The sequence below is a fragment of the Chryseobacterium sp. A321 genome, assembly GCF_054489265.1.
In genome coordinates this window covers 1,541,838-1,559,207 of record NZ_JBTMWZ010000001.1, presented here as the reverse complement: position 1 = coordinate 1,559,207, position 17,370 = coordinate 1,541,838, and the positions used below count along the sequence as shown (strand labels likewise).

The window sequence follows — 17,370 nt, the reverse complement described above, 5'->3', positions numbered from 1 at the left end:
TAATTAAAATTGAAAATTAAGTCCTAGTGAATACACTTTCGGTCTTTGGTAGAATCCATTGTCGATGTTTCCGAAAATTTCAGGATCCACTCCTGTATAATCCGAAATCACAAAGACATTCTGTGCCATACCATAAACACGAAGACTACTACGGTTGCCAAATACTTCACCAAAGTTATACCCTAAAGTAAGATTGTCCATTCTTAAGAAGGAAGCATCCTCCACAAAGGTATCAGACCAAAGGTTTAATTGTGGGAATTGATAATCCACCGTAGAGCTATACACGTTTTGCAAATAGCCATTGGTTCTAAGTGAAGCCATGGAACTATTGGAAGCCGCGTTGTTATACACGTAATTTCCAAGTACAGCGCGAAGCGAAGTACTTAAATCCCAGTTTCCAACCGCAAGTCTTGTGGAGAATCCCAACTGCGCATCCGGCGTAGTGGATTTGTAAAAATACTTATCACTATCGTTGATAACTCCGTCTTGGTTTATGTCAACATAGGCTCCAGGAACAGGTTTTCCTTGGTCGTTGTAAAGTTGTTTGAAGACGTAGAAAGAATACGGTGCGCGACCTACACTGTGCGCTTGAATGTTGTTTCCAACTCCGCCGGAAAGTCCTCCCACTTGGATTTTGAAATCCGCAGCCACTTGGTCTGAAAGACTCGTAATCTCTGAAGTGTAATGCGTTGCATTCACACTCACATCCCAAGTTACATTTTCCGTTTTCACTGGCGTGAAGTTTAGAATTACCTCCACCCCTTCGTTGGTCATATCTCCCACGTTTTTGGTGTTGTAATTACTAAGTCCACCCGCAGCCTCTGGAACATAAGCGATCAAATCTTCTGTGTCTTTCTGGAATACATCTACCGAACCGCTAATGCGGTTGTTTAAGAATCCGAAATCAAGACCAATGTTCTTTGTTAAGGTTTTCTCCCAAGTTAAGTACGGGTTGTATTGTTGTGGACGGTACATTGGGTAGAATGCATCTCCAAATAAATACTCCGCCGTATCGTTACTTAAATTGTAACGAGCGAATGCAGGATAAGAACCTCCTACTTCCTGCTGACCTGTCACCCCGTATCCTAATCTTAATTTCAAATTAGAAACGACTTTCGACTCATTAAGGAAATTTTCTTCGTTAATTTTCCATGCAAAAGCAGCCGCTGGGAAATTCCCCCATAAATTGTCCGTCGTTCCGTTGTAGAAACGAGAAGAAGCATCGCGACGAATGGATCCCGTTACGATATACTTATCGGAGATCGTAAAGATGGCACGACCAAAGAAGGAAAGTAGTGTCAGTTGATCTGCATACTCTCTAAAAGGAGTTAATTCGGCTACTCCTGTTTCCACGTTGGTTCTCACAGAAACCCCTGCAGGATTTTCACGATAGAAATCTTGGTAGGAATACCCTGCCATTAAATCGATGTTGGTATCAAGAGACGTAATGGTTTTAACGTAGTTAAGGTAAGTCTCTAGTAATTTGTTTTTCTTTTCTTGTTCGTAAGGACCTACACTGTCAAATCCACGACCGGCTCCACTTAAACCTGCGGTACGGTTAGTTCCGTATCCTTTTGAATAATCGTACGCTAAATTCACGTTCCATCGCAAATCAGGAAGGAAGTGAAATTTATAGTCTAATTGAATACTTGGCATTAGTCGATACACTGATCCCTTATTTACCGTCGCATTTAATTGACTCACTGGGTTGCTATTCGATACCGTGTTAAGTCCACCGTCCGCATTCAGCCATTCGAAATAGCCTCCAAAACGAGGATCGTCCATGTAGACCGACTGCGTAGGGTCAAAATAGATCGCGTTGTTAATCGCTCCTCCGTTTGGAAAACGGTTGTCTGTGAAGGATCCTTTAATACTTGCATTCACGGTTAAGTGATTGTCAAAGAATTTTGGGTTTAAATTCAACCCGACGGACGTTCTTCTAAACTCGTTGGTTTTCACAATCCCGTTCTGCTCATTGTATCCAATGGACAAACGGTACGGAAGTCCTTTAATACCTCCCGAAATTGCAAGGTTATTGTCGGTTCCCCATGCAGACTGATAGATTAGGTCTTGCCAATTCGTATTAGCCGTTCCCAGCAAAGCTTTCGCTGCATCTGATCCTACTTGATTTACGAAGGTTCTGTACTCATCTGCACTTAGTACATCCGCATTCCCCATTTTGGTTGATACGGAGGCCATTGTGGAGAAATTGATTCGAAGTGCACCCCCTCTTCCTTTTTTGGTTGTAATTAAAATAACCCCGTTGGATGCACGGTTCCCATAAATGGCCGCTGCCGAAGCATCTTTCAAGATATCAAAGGTCTCGATATCGTTCGGGTTAATTAAAGAAAGTGGATCCGAGGCACCAGACACTCCGTTAAAGTCCTGTGGCACACCGTCTATCACTATTAATGGAGAACTGTTTGCATTAAGGGAAGCTCCCCCTCGAATACGAATGGTAGAACCAGCCCCTGGTGCTCCACTGTTTCCAGTAATTGCAACACCGGGCGCTTTTCCCTGAATTAATTGTTCAGGTGAAGTAGCACCTCCATTAAAATCTTTCTCGGATACAGAAACAATCGATCCTGTCAGATCTGATTTTTTTCGTTGTCCGTAACCAATCAAAACAACCTCCTCAATGGCGGTCTCACGATCCCCTTTCAAGGTATCGGTTGTTTGTCCTTGTAGCATTGTTCCAGCAAGCAAAAATGCGGGCGCAATTTTCAAAACTGTACTATAGTTTCTCACAAATATAAAGTTTAAGGATTAATATTCTATTGTTTTTCATCTCGTGAATCATGGTTGGGTCATGTATGAAATCTGAATACATAGGAATCAGTGGTCTAATTTAATCAAAATTACATTAACAAATCATTAATATAAATAAAGTTAAAAAATTATGATAATTATCTGTTTTTTGTCAATAATATAAAATTAAAAGATTGATATTTAATATTTTACAAAATATCTTATTTTTAGCATAATATTTACCATATAGAAAAACATTAAACAAACATTTAACCAAAACTTAACGTTACTTGGGAAAAATAGCACTACTCTGTTAAAAAAAAAAAAATTAAGAGTCTTCTATTTGAAAATTTTAAAACCGTCTTAAGATACCTTATCTTTGCCTGAAATACGAAAATCGCATGTCGCAAAGAAAACTTATTACCGCTGCTCTCCCTTATGCCAATGGACCATTGCATATTGGACATTTGGCTGGTGTTTACATACCCGCGGACGTCTATGCAAGGTTTCAACGAAACCAAGGAAAAGAAGTGGCCTTTATAGGGGGAAGTGATGAACACGGAATCCCTATTACCATACGCGCAAAAAAAGAAGGCATTACGCCTCAAGACGTCGTGGACAAATACCATGAGATTTTGAAAAGCTCTTTGGAGCAATTAGGAATCTCTTTTGATTACTACTCAAGAACCACGTCTCCAAAACACATTGAAGTAAGTCAAGATTTTTTCACGACACTATATAATAAGGACAAGTTTCAAGAAGAAACCTCCGAGCAATATTACGACCTCCAAGCAGGAGAGTTTCTTGCCGATCGATACATCGTGGGCACCTGTCCCAATTGCGGACAAGAAGGCGCTTATGGAGACCAATGTGAAAAATGCGGCTCCACGCTTTCCCCTCGTGAGCTTTTAGATCCAAAATCCATGCTTTCAGGCGAAGTTCCGGTTTTAAAAGAAACAAAAAACTGGTACCTTCCTTTGGAAGAATACCAAGATTTTTTGGATGAGTGGATCTTAAAAGGGCATAAGTCCGATTGGAAATCCAACGTATACGGTCAAGTAAAATCTTGGCTCGACCAAGGTCTTCGTCCAAGAGCCATGACCCGAGATTTAGACTGGGGAGTCCCTGTCCCTTTAGAAGGAGCGGAAGGGAAAGTTCTCTACGTCTGGTTTGACGCGCCTATTGGGTACATCTCATTTACCCAAGAATGGGCGAATGAGACCGGGAAAAACTGGAAAGACTATTGGCAAAGTGAGCAAAGTGACCTGGTGCACTTTATTGGAAAAGACAACATCGTTTTTCACTGCATCATTTTCCCTTCCATGCTTAAAGCGCACGGGGATTACATCCTTCCCACCAATGTCCCTGCTTTTGAATTCCTTAATTTAGAAAACGAAAAGATATCCACTTCCCGAAATTGGGCGGTGTGGGCGCATGAGTACTTAGAGGATTTTAAAGACCAGCAAGATACCCTTCGCTATGCCCTTTTATCGTCAGCTCCAGAGACCAAAGACAACAACTTCACGTGGAAAGAATTTCAAACAAAAAACAATTCAGAACTAGTCGGCATCTTTGGAAATTTCATTAACCGAGTTGCGGTTCTGGTCCATAAATATTACGAAGGCAAAATTCCTGCTTACGAACCGAAAACAGAGGAACTTCAAGAGATTGAAAAAGCGAAATCAGAAATTTCAAATTTCTTAGAAAATTACGAGTTCCGTAATGCACTAAGCGCCCTTATGAATCTCGCTCGCTTTGGAAATCAATATCTTCAAACGAACGAACCTTGGAAAACCATTAAAACGGACGAGGAAAAAACGGCGCAAACTCTTTTCGTCTCTAGCCAGATTGCGGCTGCTCTTGCGCACCTTTCAGAACCCTTCCTTCCTTTCACTTCCCAGAAGTTACTCTCTCAATTCAATTTAGAGAAGTTGCCATGGCAGGAGCTACGTTCCGTACTATTAGAGAAGGGACACGAAATAGGTGAGCCCGCACTTCTCTTCTCAAAAATAGAAGACGAAGCCATAGAGGCGCAAATGCAGAAGCTTCAGAATACCAAAAAAGGCAATACCAAAACCAACCCTAACGCAAGTGCTATGAAAGAAGAAATCTCATACGACGATTTTGTCAAAATGGACATTCGTACCGCCACCATTTTAGAGGCAGAGAAAGTGGAGAAAGCAGACAAACTTTTAAAATTTAAGGTCGATACAGGAATTGACATCCGTACGGTCGTTTCTGGAGTCGCGGAAAGCTTTACACCGGAAGAATGTGTTGGAAAACAAGTAAGCATCCTCCTGAATCTAGCGCCTCGTAAGATCCGCGGTATCGAAAGCCAGGGAATGCTACTGCTCACGCAAAAGCCTGATGGGAAGCTTACTTTTGTAAACCCTGAAATCGAGGTTGACAACGGAGTAGAGATCAATTAAGCGACCTCAATTCCTATACCAAGAACAAAAAACTCCAGCGTGACTGGAGTTTTTTTTGTGTTTATAAGGAAAGAAATTTTACCACTCGGTGGTGTTTTTGATTCCCAACTTCTTAGGATCAAAGACAGGATCTTTTCCTTCTTTCTTCTGTTTTTCATAGTCCTTGAGAGTCACAAAGGCTTTTTTCTGTAGAATAAGGATGGCGATAATGTTTAACCATGCCATGATTCCAACACCGATATCCCCAAGACCCCAGGCGGTACCCCCGCTGGTTACCGCTCCATAAAGAACACTACCAAAGAATAAGATTCTAAGACCCCATAAGAGCACTTTGCTCATTTTCTTTTTTCGAAGATAATAGAGATTGGACTCTGCGATAAAGTAATAGGCAAGCACAGTAGTGAATGCAAAAAACAGTAGAGCAATCGCCACAAAAGCATGCCCTATCTTTGGGAAATAAGAAGAAATCGCAGCCTGCGTAAAGAGCGGTCCTTCTTCCACGCCTGGAAGGTTATTTACTAAAAACCCACCTGCTCCATCTCCTACGTTGTATAGCCCCGAAAAGAGGATAATAAAGGCAGTAGCCGTACAGACAAATAAAGTATCGATGTAAACGGAAAATGCTTGAAGGATTCCTTGTTTGGCAGGATGGGAGGTGGCAGCGCTCGCAGCCGCGTGCGGTGCGGTCCCTTGCCCTGCTTCATTGGAATACAGCCCTCTCTTCACTCCCCAAACCACGGCGGATCCTACAATCCCTCCAAAGGTAGCCTCAGTTCCAAAAGCAGAACTGAAAATAAGGTTAAAAACTTCTGGAATTCTTTCAAAATTTAATCCAATGATGACCACAGCCATTAAGATATAGGCCCCTGCCATAAAAGGCACCGTAATTTCTGCAAACTTTCCAATACGTTTCACATCTCCAATCACAATTAATACGAGTCCAAAAACGACCGCAAGCCCGACCCAAAATTTATCAACGCCAAAGGCGCTGGACATACTCTCTGCAATACTATTGGATTGAACCCCGGGAAGAAAAAATGCGCACGCAAAGATGGTACTGATGGCAAAAAGTACAGCATACCATTTCTTACCGATTCCCTTTTCAATATAAAAGGCAGGTCCCCCTCGATAGTGTCCATTTTTTTCTTCTTTATAGATTTGTCCTAGAACTGCTTCCACAAAGGCGGTTGCACTGCCTAAAAACGCAATCATCCACATCCAAAACACGGCGCCCGGACCTCCCATTGCAATCGCTGTCGCGACCCCTGCAATGTTTCCGGTTCCGACTCGACCTGCAATGGCGATGGAAAAAGCTTGAAAAGGAGAGACTCCTTTTTCGTTCGAATTTTCCTTAAACAATTGACCAATCATATCTCGCAAAAATCGAACTTGAACAAATCCAGTTCGAATGCTAAAATAAAGTCCTGTGCCAATGCATAATAGAATGAAAGCGTAAGACCAAATTACATCGTTGGTCCAGACAATTGCCTTTTCAAAAAAGGTGGGCGTAAGTAGAGTGTATATCATAAATTAAAAAACGGCGAAAAAATACAAAAAAAAATTCTATTTTTATCCAATGCGAACATTGACTCTATTTTTCTTCGGACTTTTCTTTTTAATCCCCTTCCCAATGGAGGCTCAAACTACTAACAGTGAAAACCTTAGAAATTCCTATTTGCAACAATGGGAAGCTCTACTTACGACTGATTATTTGCCCCTTCGCAAAAGCATTCCTCTTTCTGTGGAACTCCAAAAAGAGCTCCAAGGATTAAAAACAGCGTATCTTAAAGAACTAAACCTCCAAAAAACACCCGATCTCGCCAAACAAAAGGCTTTTCGAATGTATCCGCATATTGCTCAGGTTTTACTAAATAAATCCACTTTAACCGAATCGCAGGTTAAGACCTATTCAGAGCAGGTGGTAAACGTGTGGAAGAAAATGCCTAATTCCGTGTTTAGTCCTGTGGCCAAGATTACAGACGCCCTGAAAAGAGATCAATTTCATCTCACCTTTCCATACCCCTACCAAACGTTTAACGATTTGATTGATTCTTCTCCTCGCCAACGGGATCAGGTACTCAATTTCCTGCTTTGGAATCCTTAAATCAGACTCTAGCTGTTATGAATTTTTCAAAAGAAATGAAAACAGATAGTTAATAAATCATTTATTTTTTTACTTTTGTAGATGTAACACAATTAAAAAAGAAATAAACTATGGGATTTGTACAAGAATTTAAAGCTTTTGCATTCAAGGGTAATGTGATTGATTTGGCCGTTGCGGTGATCATTGGAGCTGCATTTGGAAAGATAGTTTCTTCCTTAGTGGATGACGTAATCACGCCACTACTTCTTAACCCTGCACTCAAGGCAGCAGGAGCGGAAAACATTGCATCGCTTAGTTGGAATGGTGTAACCTATGGGAACTTCCTATCGGCTGTCATCAGCTTCTTATGTATAGCACTGGTTCTTTTCTGGATCATCAAAGGGGCAAACAAACTGCAAAAACCAGAAGAAGCGGCTGCTCCTGCTGGTCCAACGCAAGAAGAACTGCTGATCGAGATTAGAGATCTATTAAGACAAAAAGCTTAATCTAGAATCAACCAAGTAAAAATATCGAAACCGCCTAAATATAGGCGGTTTCGATATTTTAACATAAGCTGTATTTTTTGCTCTGTACTTCCTCAAAAGGAATCACAACCCAGAGAAATCACTCTTGGAATGCAAAAAGACGAACGTTGACTACCCTTCCGTTTGCAAGATGCTCCAGATTTGTTCTGCCAAAGAAAGACCGATTCGATCTTGCGCTTCCAAGGTAGAGGCACCTGTATGGGGCGTTAAAGAAATCTTCGGATGGGTTAGAATTTCTTTAGAAGGTGTAGGTTCGTTTTCAAATACATCCAATCCTGCAAACAGGACCTTTCCTGTATTCAAAGCTTCGATTAAGGCGTTCTCATCAATAATTCCCCCTCTAGAACAATTGACAATGGCCACTCCGGTCTTCATTTTGGCAAATTCATTTGCTCCAATCATATATCCTTCTTTTTGAGAAGGTACATGGAAGGTAATGAAATCCGAATGTTCAAGAACCGATTCTAAAGGTTCGGTTTCAATGTCCACGTTAATGTATTGATTGTTGTAGAACTTCACTTTGATCGATGCGCGGCCCACATTGTTGTCGGCTGCAACCACGCGCATACCCATTCCTAGTGCAATCTTAGCTACTTCTTGTCCAATTCGGCCCATGCCGATAATTCCAATGGTTTTTCCTCTTAGTTCGATCCCTTTCGCATACGCTTTCTTTAGCTCCGCAAATTTCGTATCTCCATACACAGGCATTTGACGGTTGCTATCTTCGAGGAAACGCGCACCCGAAAACAGGTGTGCAAATACAAGTTCTGCCACAGAGGCGGACGAGGCCGAGGGCGTATTAATCACATGAATGTTCTTGGAACGCGCATAATCCACATCGATATTGTCCATTCCAACTCCCCCTCGTCCAATGATCTCCAAACCCTCGCACTGATCAATCAGCGGTTGTCTTACTTTGGTGGCACTTCGCACCAGAAGTACTTTAATATCGTTATCGTTGATATATTCTATCAGCTTATCTTGTTCTACTTTTTGGGTTAGGACTGTAAATCCTTTGGCCTGTAAGGCCTGAACCCCAGACGGATCAAGGCCGTCGTTTGCTAATATCTTCATTAATTTCTAGTCTTTAAATACTTGAATTTTTACTTCTTTTTCGACAAAATCCGTGAATTTGCCTTCGTAGCGCGTCGCGCGAACAATATGGTTGTCCACCCAATGGTAATTGCCTCCTCGAGGCTTTCCACAAAGGATGGAATGGTATTTAAACCCATGGCGATCGAGCCACTCTTTTGTAATTTCTTTTTGATCCTCCGTTCGAGAGGTAAAAAAGCATATTTGATGCCCCTCTTCGAACCAACGGTTAATCTGCTCCACCGCATCGGGAAAAGGCTCGCACGTGGTCATTCTTTCTGGCTGTTCGTTTGGTATATCCTCGGTAATGGTACCGTCAATATCAATCAAATAATTTTTTACTCCCTCCCTTAGACTTGGGCTTACATCCGCTTTAAAATTGAGATTCATAACAACCAGGGTTTAAGGGGGCAAAATTACAAAAATCACACGGGGCGAGAAAATCCATCGCCCCTCAATTCCAATAAGTTTTCCCTACCCCTCTAAATGAACCTATAAATCTCATTTCTGAAGGGTATTATTTCATTTATTTGTCTCTCACTTATGCCTCTTTGCCTTCTTTCAAACTAGGGCAAGCAGAAAAATTTGTGTAAATTTGTGCGGTATGGAAGAATTCGTTGTACTCATCACTCCAGAGGATGAGGTTATTGGTCAGATGGAAAAATTAAAAGCTCATCAGCAGGGCATTTTGCATCGTGCATTTTCTGTGTTTTTATTTGACGATCAAAACCGGATGCTGCTTCAAAAAAGAGCGCTTACCAAATACCATTCGCCTGGTCAATGGACCAATGCTTGCTGCTCGCACCCTCGCGTAGGAGAAACCTATGAAGAGGCGGCCAAAAGAAGATTGGTGGAGGAACTAGGAATTGAGGTTCCTATTGAACCCAAATTTCACTTCTTATACAAAGCGAACGTAGGGGGTGATCTCACTGAGCATGAATTGGACCATGTCTTCTTCGGCACTTACGAGGGTGAATTTAAGTTAAATAAAGAAGAAGTAGACTCTGTTCGTTATGTAAGTTTGGAAGATTTAGACAAGGAGCTTCAGGATCATCCCGATCACTTTACGCCTTGGTTTAAAATCATTCTAAACGAATACAAGGAACATCTTGCGTAAAAAAGCAGCATTCTAAAGAAAATATCTAAAATCAAATACTAAAAATGAAAAGAACTCCCCTATTTGACACCCATGTTTCGCTTGGTGCGAAGATGGTTCCCTTTGCTGGATTTGAAATGCCCGTGCAATATTCGGGTCTTACCCAAGAACACTTTGCTGTAAGAGAAAGTGTGGGACTGTTTGATGTTTCTCACATGGGTCAATTTTTCGTGGAAGGGAAAGAGGCGAAAGACCTACTTCAAAAAGTAACCACGAACAACCTCGAGCTTATTGAAAACGGAAAAGCGCAGTACACCTGTCTTCCGAATGCAGAAGGTGGAATTATAGACGACCTTATTGTCTATAAAATGAACGACGAAAAGTACTTTGTGGTAGTGAACGCTTCCAATATTGAAAAAGACTTTGAACACATTCAATCACACAATCAGTTTGAAGCTACTCTTACCAATGCTTCAGATCAGATGGCACTCATCGCCATCCAAGGTCCTAAAGCAAAAGAGACGTTGCAGAAGGTAACAGGAGTAGATCTCTCTACGCTACCTTACTATAGTTTTACACAGGGAGAAGTAGCCGGCGTGAAAGACGTCATTATTTCCAATACAGGATACACCGGAAGCGGTGGATATGAACTTTATTTCCAAAACAAAGACGCAGTTGCTCTATGGACCGCTTTAAGCGAAGCCGGAAGCGAATTTGGAATCCTACCTTGCGGTCTTGGTGCGAGAGATACCCTAAGACTAGAAAAAGGTTTTTGTCTTTACGGAAACGACATTGACGATACCACCTCCCCTCTAGAAGCCGGTCTAGGTTGGATTACAAAACTAGACAAAGGAGATTTCGTGGCAAAAGACAAAATTGCAGCACTTAAAGCAAATGGAATCACTCGCAAACTCGTGGGTTTTGAAATGCAAGAAAAAGCCATCCCACGACATGACTATCCTGTGGTTGACAAGGATGGAAATACCATTGGCAAAGTAACCTCAGGTACGATGTCTCCTATGAAAAAAGTAGGAATCGGACTGGCATACGTAGAGATTGCTCATTCCAAAATCGATTCTGAAATCTTCATTCAGATTCGAAACAAATCGGTAAGCGCAAAAGTAGTTAAAACTCCTTTCGTTTAAAGGCACTACCCATACCAAACAAAGCTCGGATCCCTTTAAAGAGATCCGAGCTTTTCAATTATTGATTTAATTTAATATGAAAAATGATTTGGCTTTATTTAATTTCGATTTGCGAAGCCTCAATTTTTGCAGGCTGTTTCTTTTCAATGGCAATGGTTAGAATCCCATTTTCATAAGAAGCCTGGATATCCTCTTTCGTGGTTGATTTCGGAAGGGTAAAATTGCGCTTAAAGGATGCGTATGTAAACTCTTGGAGTGTGTAACGCTCTGCACTCAAGTTTTCAGTTTCTTCCACTTCTCTTGCAATGGACAACTGTCCCTGCTTAAAATCAAGTTTAAAATCTTCTTTCTTAAGACCGGGTGCAGCCAATTGAATGGTGTACTGAGTATCGCTTTCCAAAATATTTACTTTCGGCATTGAAGAAGTTCTCTTCACGTTACGTTCGTTCTCAAACCAATCTTTGGTGAAAAAATCGTCGAATAAAAAATGCGGTTTTGTAATGTTTGACATTTTATTTTGTTTTATGGGTTGTTTCTCTCCCAATACACACAAATAAAAGACCCTTTCGCATTTGGAGGCAAAATCGCCGTTTTTACATTATTTTAATGCCGTTTTGTCTTAAAATACAAACCATACTCTTTTTAAGTCGGCCATTTTGACCTAAACTAGACTGGGCTGAAACTTACTCTTTATCAAAATAAGCATTTAAAGCTTCTAAATTGCCCTTGTCTGTCCCTACAAATAACTGTGAGTCCGAATCAAACACGGGACGCTTTAAAAAGCTATAGTGGTCCAGTAGAAGCTCTTTAAAGTCCTTTTCTTTTAAAGTACTAAGATCGATCCCTCGAGCTTTAATTTGAGTGGATTTCCGACTAAACAAAGCCTCATAGGATCCCGCTTTCTTTTTAAGTTCTTCTAATTCTTGCTTGGTGATCGGATCGGACTTAATTTCTCTAAGCTTCCAATCCTTCAAATCTAGCGCTGACATAATGCGCTTGTTTGTACTACACGTTTTTAAATAATAGACGGTCTTCATAGTTCAAAGATACGATAACGTTTTGCAAAAAGAAAGCTCCTTTCTTTGCCTTAAGAAAACCTACAAAAAAGCCACTTAATCTTAAGATCAAGTGGCCATCTGTAATTTATTTCTTTAAAACTTTATCTTGCAATGTTCACCGCTCGGGTTTCCCGAATCACCGTGACACGCACCTGGCCTGGATAGGTCAGTTCGTTTTGAATTTTCTCTGAGATATCGTAAGAAAGCTGCGAAGCAACCTCGTCGTTTACTTTTCCACTTTCTACCATCACTCTAAGTTCCCGACCCGCTTGAATTGCATAGGCGCTAGAAACGCCATCAAAACTAAGTGCGGCCGCTTCTAGATCCTTTAATCGTTGGATATAAGATTCTAGTACCTGACGTCTTGCCCCTGGTCTTGCCCCTGAGATCGCATCGGCTACCTGAATGATTGGGGAAAGAAGAGAGACCATCTCGATCTCATCGTGGTGAGCTCCAATTGCGTTTACAACCTCTGCATTCTCTCCGTATTTCTCCGCCCATTGCATTCCTAGTAGTGCGTGAGGAAGTTCGGATTCTTGTTCTGGAACTTTCCCGATGTCATGCAGCAAACCGGCTCGTTTCGCTAGTTTCACATTCAATCCTAACTCCGCCGCCATCGTGGCTGCAATATTGGCTACTTCACGCGAGTGCTGAAGAAGGTTCTGACCGTAAGAAGAACGATACTTCATACGTCCTATTATTTTCACAAGTTCAGGATGAAGACCATGGATTCCAAGCTCCATAATGGTACGCTTACCAATCTCAATAATTTCTTCTTCAATTTGTTTTTTGGTTTTCTCTACAACCTCCTCAATTCTGGCCGGGTGAATTCTTCCGTCCGTCACGAGTCGATGTAAAGACAATTTTGCGACTTCTCTACGTACAGGATCGAAACAAGAAAGTAGAATCGCCTCTGGGGTATCGTCTACAATGATCTCCACTCCTGTGGCTGCTTCTAAAGCTCTAATGTTACGCCCTTCTCTACCGATGATACGTCCTTTAATTTCATCCGATTCAATGTTGAATACAGACACCGAGTTTTCAATAGCCTGCTCTGTACCAATCCTTTGAATGGTTTGAATCACAATCTTTCTCGCTTCGTTTTTCGCATTTAACTGCGCCTCCTCCATAATTCCTTGCACGTGTGCACGCGCTTTGGTCTTCGCTTCCGCTTTCAAGGCCTCTACAAGTTCTGTTTTTGCATCTTCTGCACTAAAGCCAGAGATTCTCTCTAAGATCTCTACTTTTTGCGCAGTGATGGCATCTAGCTCTTGTTGCTTGCGATCAAGGACTTCGGTTTTTTTCGCGTAGTCATTGATTTGACGGTCTAGGTCTTTCTCTAATTTACCCGTTTTGTGTAAATCGTCGTTTAGCTTTCCTTCTTTGTCCTTGATTCTCTTTTCAACCTCTTGCATCTTCTTTTCGCGACCCTGAATGTCTTGGTCGTGTTGAGACTTAAGTTCTAGAAATTTTTCTTTGGCTTGAAGTTGCTTTTCTTTCTTCACGGACTCCGCCTGCACCTTTGCCTTCTCGAGAAGATTCTCTGCATTTTTCCTTGCATCCTCTATAATGAACTTAGCTTTCGAGTTTAAGGCGCTTTTTGAGAATAACATTCCCACAACCGCTCCTATCACCAGACAAACTAGGCCAATTCCTAATGTTAGTATATCCATAGTATATTTAAAATTATAATGTTCTTAAAACCAAAAAAAACCTACAATAGTCCACGGATTGAGAGTAAACTCCTAATCAACACGATTTGGACTGTTTTTTACGGTCTGTAATCCGCCCCAGGGGGCGGCGCGCCATTCCGTAAACATTCGCCCGGTATTTATTTAGCGTTGAGTTTACCTTAAATGTGTTAGAACTATTGTAGGCAGTCTATTTGGAAATGAAAAATCTACATTTCCTTTTCGTCAAGCAAATCGCACATATCTTTTACTTTCTGTGTCGAACTTGCTATATTTCTTTCGTTACTCTGTTGAAAAACTTCGGCGTTGGTTCCCATCTTTAATGCGCACATGGCAAGAGCATCTTGCTTATCACGCACATCAAAACTGGCTTCAAAATCTTTAATCATCGTCTCAATCTGTTTTCCTACCCGTCGCAGTGTTTCCTCCTCAGAAGAAGGCACATTTAGGGGGTAAGTTCTCCCGGCAATATTGATCGTAATTCGTCTTACTTCCATTATAAACCGCTATTTTGAAGTTGTGCAATACACTGGTCCACTTCTTTCACAAGGCGATTGATATGATTTTTCATCAAACGATTGTGTTCGGGGTTGCCTGAGATTGCGGAATGAAGTTTTATCTTTTTATATTCTTCTGCTAATTCCTGATTTACTTTTCGTTCCGATTCGAAACGCAGCTTCAAATCCTCATACTCTTTAGAAAGTGTCACATGGTGTTCACTTAGGGTCTGATAGTCTTTTTTGAGCATCAGAATCTTTTTTTCCAACAGCGAAAAATTGCTTTCTAAATCTTTGAGCATTTTCAGGTATCAATTCTAACTATTGCAAAAATATAAAAAATTAATAGGAATTAGTCATAATGTGCAGGCTATTTTAATCGGATTTAAAACAATAAGGAGGAAACCTTGAGATTTCCCCCTATAAGCCATATCAAATCAAGGCCTTACGAATTAAAAATTCGCCTGTTTAAATAGCACTCCTCAGGGCTATTTTGTCGCTTTGTAAATCGTTGCAATTCCTAGCGAAAGTGTCTTATATTCTACTTTAGAATACCCCGCTTCAAGAAGAACCGTTTTCATTTTCTCTCCGTAGGGAAATGCATTCACGGAATCCGGAAGGTAGGTATACGCACGGTTGTCTTTAGAGACAAGTCGGCCGATTAGTGGAAGAATGTTTTTGAAATAAAACATGTAGATCGGACCTAAAATCCCTTCTACTTTCGAGAATTCAAGTATGTAAGCACTGCTTCCCGGTTTAATAACACGTCGCATTTCGGAGAGACCCTTAGGTAAATTCTCGAAATTACGAACACCAAAAGCCACACTAAGTGCATCAAAACGATTGTCCTCAAAGTCTAAGTCTTCTGCATCTCCTTTCTGCATGGAAATCTGCGAATCCAACCCTAGTTTTTTGATTTTTTCAATCCCTACATTAAGCATTTGTTGAGAAAGGTCCATGCCTACGATTCGCGCTTTCGTGCCTTTGTGGACCGCAATGGCTAAATCCCCTGTTCCAGTGGCCACATCGAGTACCTCCTTGGGCTGATCCTGACGCATCCACTTGACTAACTTTTCGCGCCATAAAACATCAATTTTCATTGACAAAACATGGTTCAAAAGGTCGTATTTGGGAGCAATGTTATCAAACATGTCCTCCACTTGGTTTTTCTTACTCTCTTTAGAGTGGTAGGGGGTAACGTTTTTCAAAATTAAAAATTGTAATAGTTCTTATAGTAATTTAAGAAATCTTGTTTTCGGAAGATTTTCACGCGGCTTTCCACTTTGTCTATATTTTTAATAACCTCGTCGTAGTCTTCATCAATATTGTAGTAGAAATCTTCGCTGTACAGGGAACTAAATTTTTTAGCGCCGCCGTAAAACTGTTTTCCATCAATTTGCGTTTGAGGAAGCGTTGCGATGAGAGAATCTTTATTCAAGTTATAGCCATAGTATTGACGATGGATGTAATAATCGCTATGCGTAATATTGACCAATCCACGCACTTTGTTTACCGTAAAGGTAGAATCGTACATAAGCTTCTTTTCGTGATTTTTCACCTCAATTCGGTTGGTTCCTTGCTTAAGATCGACATTCAAAAACTGTCCGGAGGTAAGAATCTTTTCCTCGGACCCATTAATTTTAAAATAAAAGGTGTCGGGCGTAGGGTTGTCAACCAGGTAGGTGTTGGTTTTTGCCAAAAAGAAAAAATAAATTCCAAAAGCCACCGCAAAGGAAGCTAGGGCAAAAATGAGTCCGTAAAGAGCAGGGTTTTTTTTCATATCGAAGCTTAGCGCACTGCAAATTTAATAATAATTTTGATTCTCACTCGGATTGCGTATTAATTCTTAACTTTGCACCATTGAGAATTAACTAACCGTATAGCCTTATGCCAAACACCCTAATCGTAGGTACAGGAAGTTACCTTCCTAGTCGCGTGATTGACGGCAGTCACTTTAAAGACTCTGCCTTTTACGACGATAATTATGAGCCCATTACCAAACCCAACGAGGAGATTATTTCTAAATTCGTTGAGATTACTGAAATTGAAAGAAGGCGCTATATAGAAGACGACGAGCTAAATTCAGACATAGCCGCAAGGGCTGCCCAGATTGCCATTGACGATTCGAAAATCGACAAAGAATCCCTCGATTACATCATTAGTGCTACGAACTTTGGAGACGTTGATCTGCATGGTCAGCAAAGCTTTATGCCTTCGCTTTCCGCCATTATAAAGAACAAATTAGGAATCCAAAATCCCAAATGCATCAATTACGATATGATTTTCGGATGTCCAGGATGGATTGAGGCCTTAAATTTAGCGGATATCCTAATTAAATCTGGAAAAGCCAAAAACATTCTTGTGGTCGGATCTGAGACGCTTAGCCGCGTCACCGATCCTTACGATCGCAACAAAATGATTTTTGCGGATGGTGCGGGCGCCGTAGTAGTGACTGCCACCGAGGACGAAACCGTAGGAATAATCAACACCAATACACTTTGTTTTAACGGAGAGGAACTGCAGTATTTAGAGAACTCTCACAGTCTTAACCCAGAGGCTGACCAAAACAAAAAATACATCCGCATGCGCGGTCGTAAAATCTACGAGTTTGCACTTACCCAAGTGCCTGCCGCCATGAAAAACACCATTGACCAGGCCGGATTAAGCATTGAAGATATTGACAAAATTCTTCTTCACCAGGCCAATGCCAAAATGGATCATGCCATTATTGCAAGGCTGTTCAAGCTATACGGTCATTCTAAATACGAAGAAAATGTCGCTCCTATGACCATTCAAGAATTCGGAAATTCTTCCGTCGCCACGGTTCCTACCATGCTCGATTTAATTCGAAAAGGAAACTTCAAGGGGCATGAACTAAAAGAAAATTCTTATCTACTTTTCGCCTCCGTAGGAGCCGGAATGAACATCAATGCAATTGTCTACAAATTGCCTTAAGCTCGTTCTTTTGAAGACTTATCACATACAA

At 41.1% G+C, this 17,370-nt stretch carries 17 protein-coding genes; 6 read left to right on the top strand and 11 right to left on the bottom strand.

Annotation, left to right across the window (positions count from 1 at the left end; genetic code table 11):
- Positions 1-3: 3 nt before the first annotated feature.
- Complete coding sequence (locus ACX3PZ_RS07360) at positions 4-2,748, bottom strand: SusC/RagA family TonB-linked outer membrane protein (protein ID WP_459083819.1); 2,745 nt, start codon at positions 2,746-2,748, stop codon at positions 4-6.
- Positions 2,749-3,149: 401 nt separating this feature from the next.
- Between ACX3PZ_RS07360 and metG the strand changes: the two genes are divergently transcribed.
- A complete protein-coding gene (gene metG / locus ACX3PZ_RS07355; protein WP_459112364.1) occupies positions 3,150-5,177 on the top strand; it encodes a methionine--tRNA ligase in 2,028 nt (675 codons plus the stop codon).
- Between the two features lie 78 nt (positions 5,178-5,255).
- On the opposite strand, the gene ACX3PZ_RS07350 is transcribed toward metG, so the two are convergent.
- Positions 5,256-6,704, bottom strand: a complete 1,449-nt coding sequence (locus tag ACX3PZ_RS07350) for an alanine/glycine:cation symporter family protein (protein ID WP_459083817.1) — start codon at positions 6,702-6,704, stop codon at positions 5,256-5,258.
- A gap of 49 nt (positions 6,705-6,753) precedes the next feature.
- Between ACX3PZ_RS07350 and ACX3PZ_RS07345 the strand changes: the two genes are divergently transcribed.
- Both ACX3PZ_RS07345 and mscL read left to right on the top strand, forming a co-directional pair.
- Complete coding sequence (locus ACX3PZ_RS07345) at positions 6,754-7,281, top strand: hypothetical protein (RefSeq protein ID WP_459112363.1); 528 nt, start codon at positions 6,754-6,756, stop codon at positions 7,279-7,281.
- Between the two features lie 110 nt (positions 7,282-7,391).
- Positions 7,392-7,766 (top strand): large conductance mechanosensitive channel protein MscL, encoded by a 375-nt coding sequence (gene mscL, locus ACX3PZ_RS07340; RefSeq protein ID WP_459083815.1) that lies wholly within the window; start codon positions 7,392-7,394, stop codon positions 7,764-7,766.
- A 150-nt stretch (positions 7,767-7,916) separates the two neighbouring features.
- On the opposite strand, the gene ACX3PZ_RS07335 is transcribed toward mscL, so the two are convergent.
- Both ACX3PZ_RS07335 and ACX3PZ_RS07330 read right to left on the bottom strand, forming a co-directional pair.
- The gene (locus tag ACX3PZ_RS07335; protein WP_459083814.1) at positions 7,917-8,879 is read right to left on the bottom strand and encodes a D-2-hydroxyacid dehydrogenase; all 963 of its coding nucleotides are present in this window, start codon (positions 8,877-8,879) and stop codon (positions 7,917-7,919) included.
- 6 nt (positions 8,880-8,885) lie between these two features.
- Positions 8,886-9,287, bottom strand: coding sequence for an LNS2 domain-containing protein (locus ACX3PZ_RS07330; protein WP_459083813.1), 402 nt, complete (start codon positions 9,285-9,287; stop codon positions 8,886-8,888).
- A 214-nt stretch (positions 9,288-9,501) separates the two neighbouring features.
- Between ACX3PZ_RS07330 and idi the strand changes: the two genes are divergently transcribed.
- The gene (gene idi / locus ACX3PZ_RS07325) at positions 9,502-10,014 is read left to right on the top strand and encodes an isopentenyl-diphosphate Delta-isomerase (protein ID WP_459083812.1); all 513 of its coding nucleotides are present in this window, start codon (positions 9,502-9,504) and stop codon (positions 10,012-10,014) included.
- A 44-nt stretch (positions 10,015-10,058) separates the two neighbouring features.
- A complete protein-coding gene (gene gcvT, locus ACX3PZ_RS07320) occupies positions 10,059-11,138 on the top strand; it encodes a glycine cleavage system aminomethyltransferase GcvT (RefSeq protein WP_459083811.1) in 1,080 nt (359 codons plus the stop codon).
- 94 nt (positions 11,139-11,232) lie between these two features.
- On the opposite strand, the gene ACX3PZ_RS07315 is transcribed toward gcvT, so the two are convergent.
- From ACX3PZ_RS07315 to ACX3PZ_RS07285, 7 genes are all read right to left on the bottom strand, one after another.
- Positions 11,233-11,649, bottom strand: a complete 417-nt coding sequence (locus ACX3PZ_RS07315) for an Hsp20/alpha crystallin family protein (RefSeq protein WP_459083810.1) — start codon at positions 11,647-11,649, stop codon at positions 11,233-11,235.
- A gap of 172 nt (positions 11,650-11,821) precedes the next feature.
- Positions 11,822-12,175, bottom strand: a complete 354-nt coding sequence (locus ACX3PZ_RS07310; RefSeq protein WP_459083809.1) for an arsenate reductase family protein — start codon at positions 12,173-12,175, stop codon at positions 11,822-11,824.
- A 122-nt stretch (positions 12,176-12,297) separates the two neighbouring features.
- Positions 12,298-13,869 (bottom strand): ribonuclease Y, encoded by a 1,572-nt coding sequence (gene rny / locus ACX3PZ_RS07305; RefSeq protein WP_459112362.1) that lies wholly within the window; start codon positions 13,867-13,869, stop codon positions 12,298-12,300.
- Positions 13,870-14,096: 227 nt separating this feature from the next.
- Positions 14,097-14,384 (bottom strand): cell division protein ZapA, encoded by a 288-nt coding sequence (locus tag ACX3PZ_RS07300; protein WP_459083807.1) that lies wholly within the window; start codon positions 14,382-14,384, stop codon positions 14,097-14,099.
- Entirely contained in the window at positions 14,384-14,686 is a 303-nt protein-coding gene (locus tag ACX3PZ_RS07295) for a hypothetical protein (RefSeq protein WP_459083806.1), read from the bottom strand. Before ACX3PZ_RS07295 ends, ACX3PZ_RS07300 begins: the two co-directional genes overlap by 1 nt.
- Positions 14,687-14,872: 186 nt before the next feature.
- A complete protein-coding gene (gene ubiE, locus ACX3PZ_RS07290; protein WP_459083805.1) occupies positions 14,873-15,592 on the bottom strand; it encodes a bifunctional demethylmenaquinone methyltransferase/2-methoxy-6-polyprenyl-1,4-benzoquinol methylase UbiE in 720 nt (239 codons plus the stop codon).
- A 2-nt stretch (positions 15,593-15,594) separates the two neighbouring features.
- Positions 15,595-16,164, bottom strand: a complete 570-nt coding sequence (locus tag ACX3PZ_RS07285) for a hypothetical protein (RefSeq protein ID WP_459112361.1) — start codon at positions 16,162-16,164, stop codon at positions 15,595-15,597.
- A gap of 107 nt (positions 16,165-16,271) precedes the next feature.
- Between ACX3PZ_RS07285 and ACX3PZ_RS07280 the strand changes: the two genes are divergently transcribed.
- On the top strand, positions 16,272-17,339 hold the full coding sequence (locus ACX3PZ_RS07280) for a 3-oxoacyl-ACP synthase III family protein (RefSeq protein WP_459112360.1): 1,068 nt from the start codon (positions 16,272-16,274) through the stop codon (positions 17,337-17,339).
- Positions 17,340-17,370 lie beyond the last annotated feature (31 nt).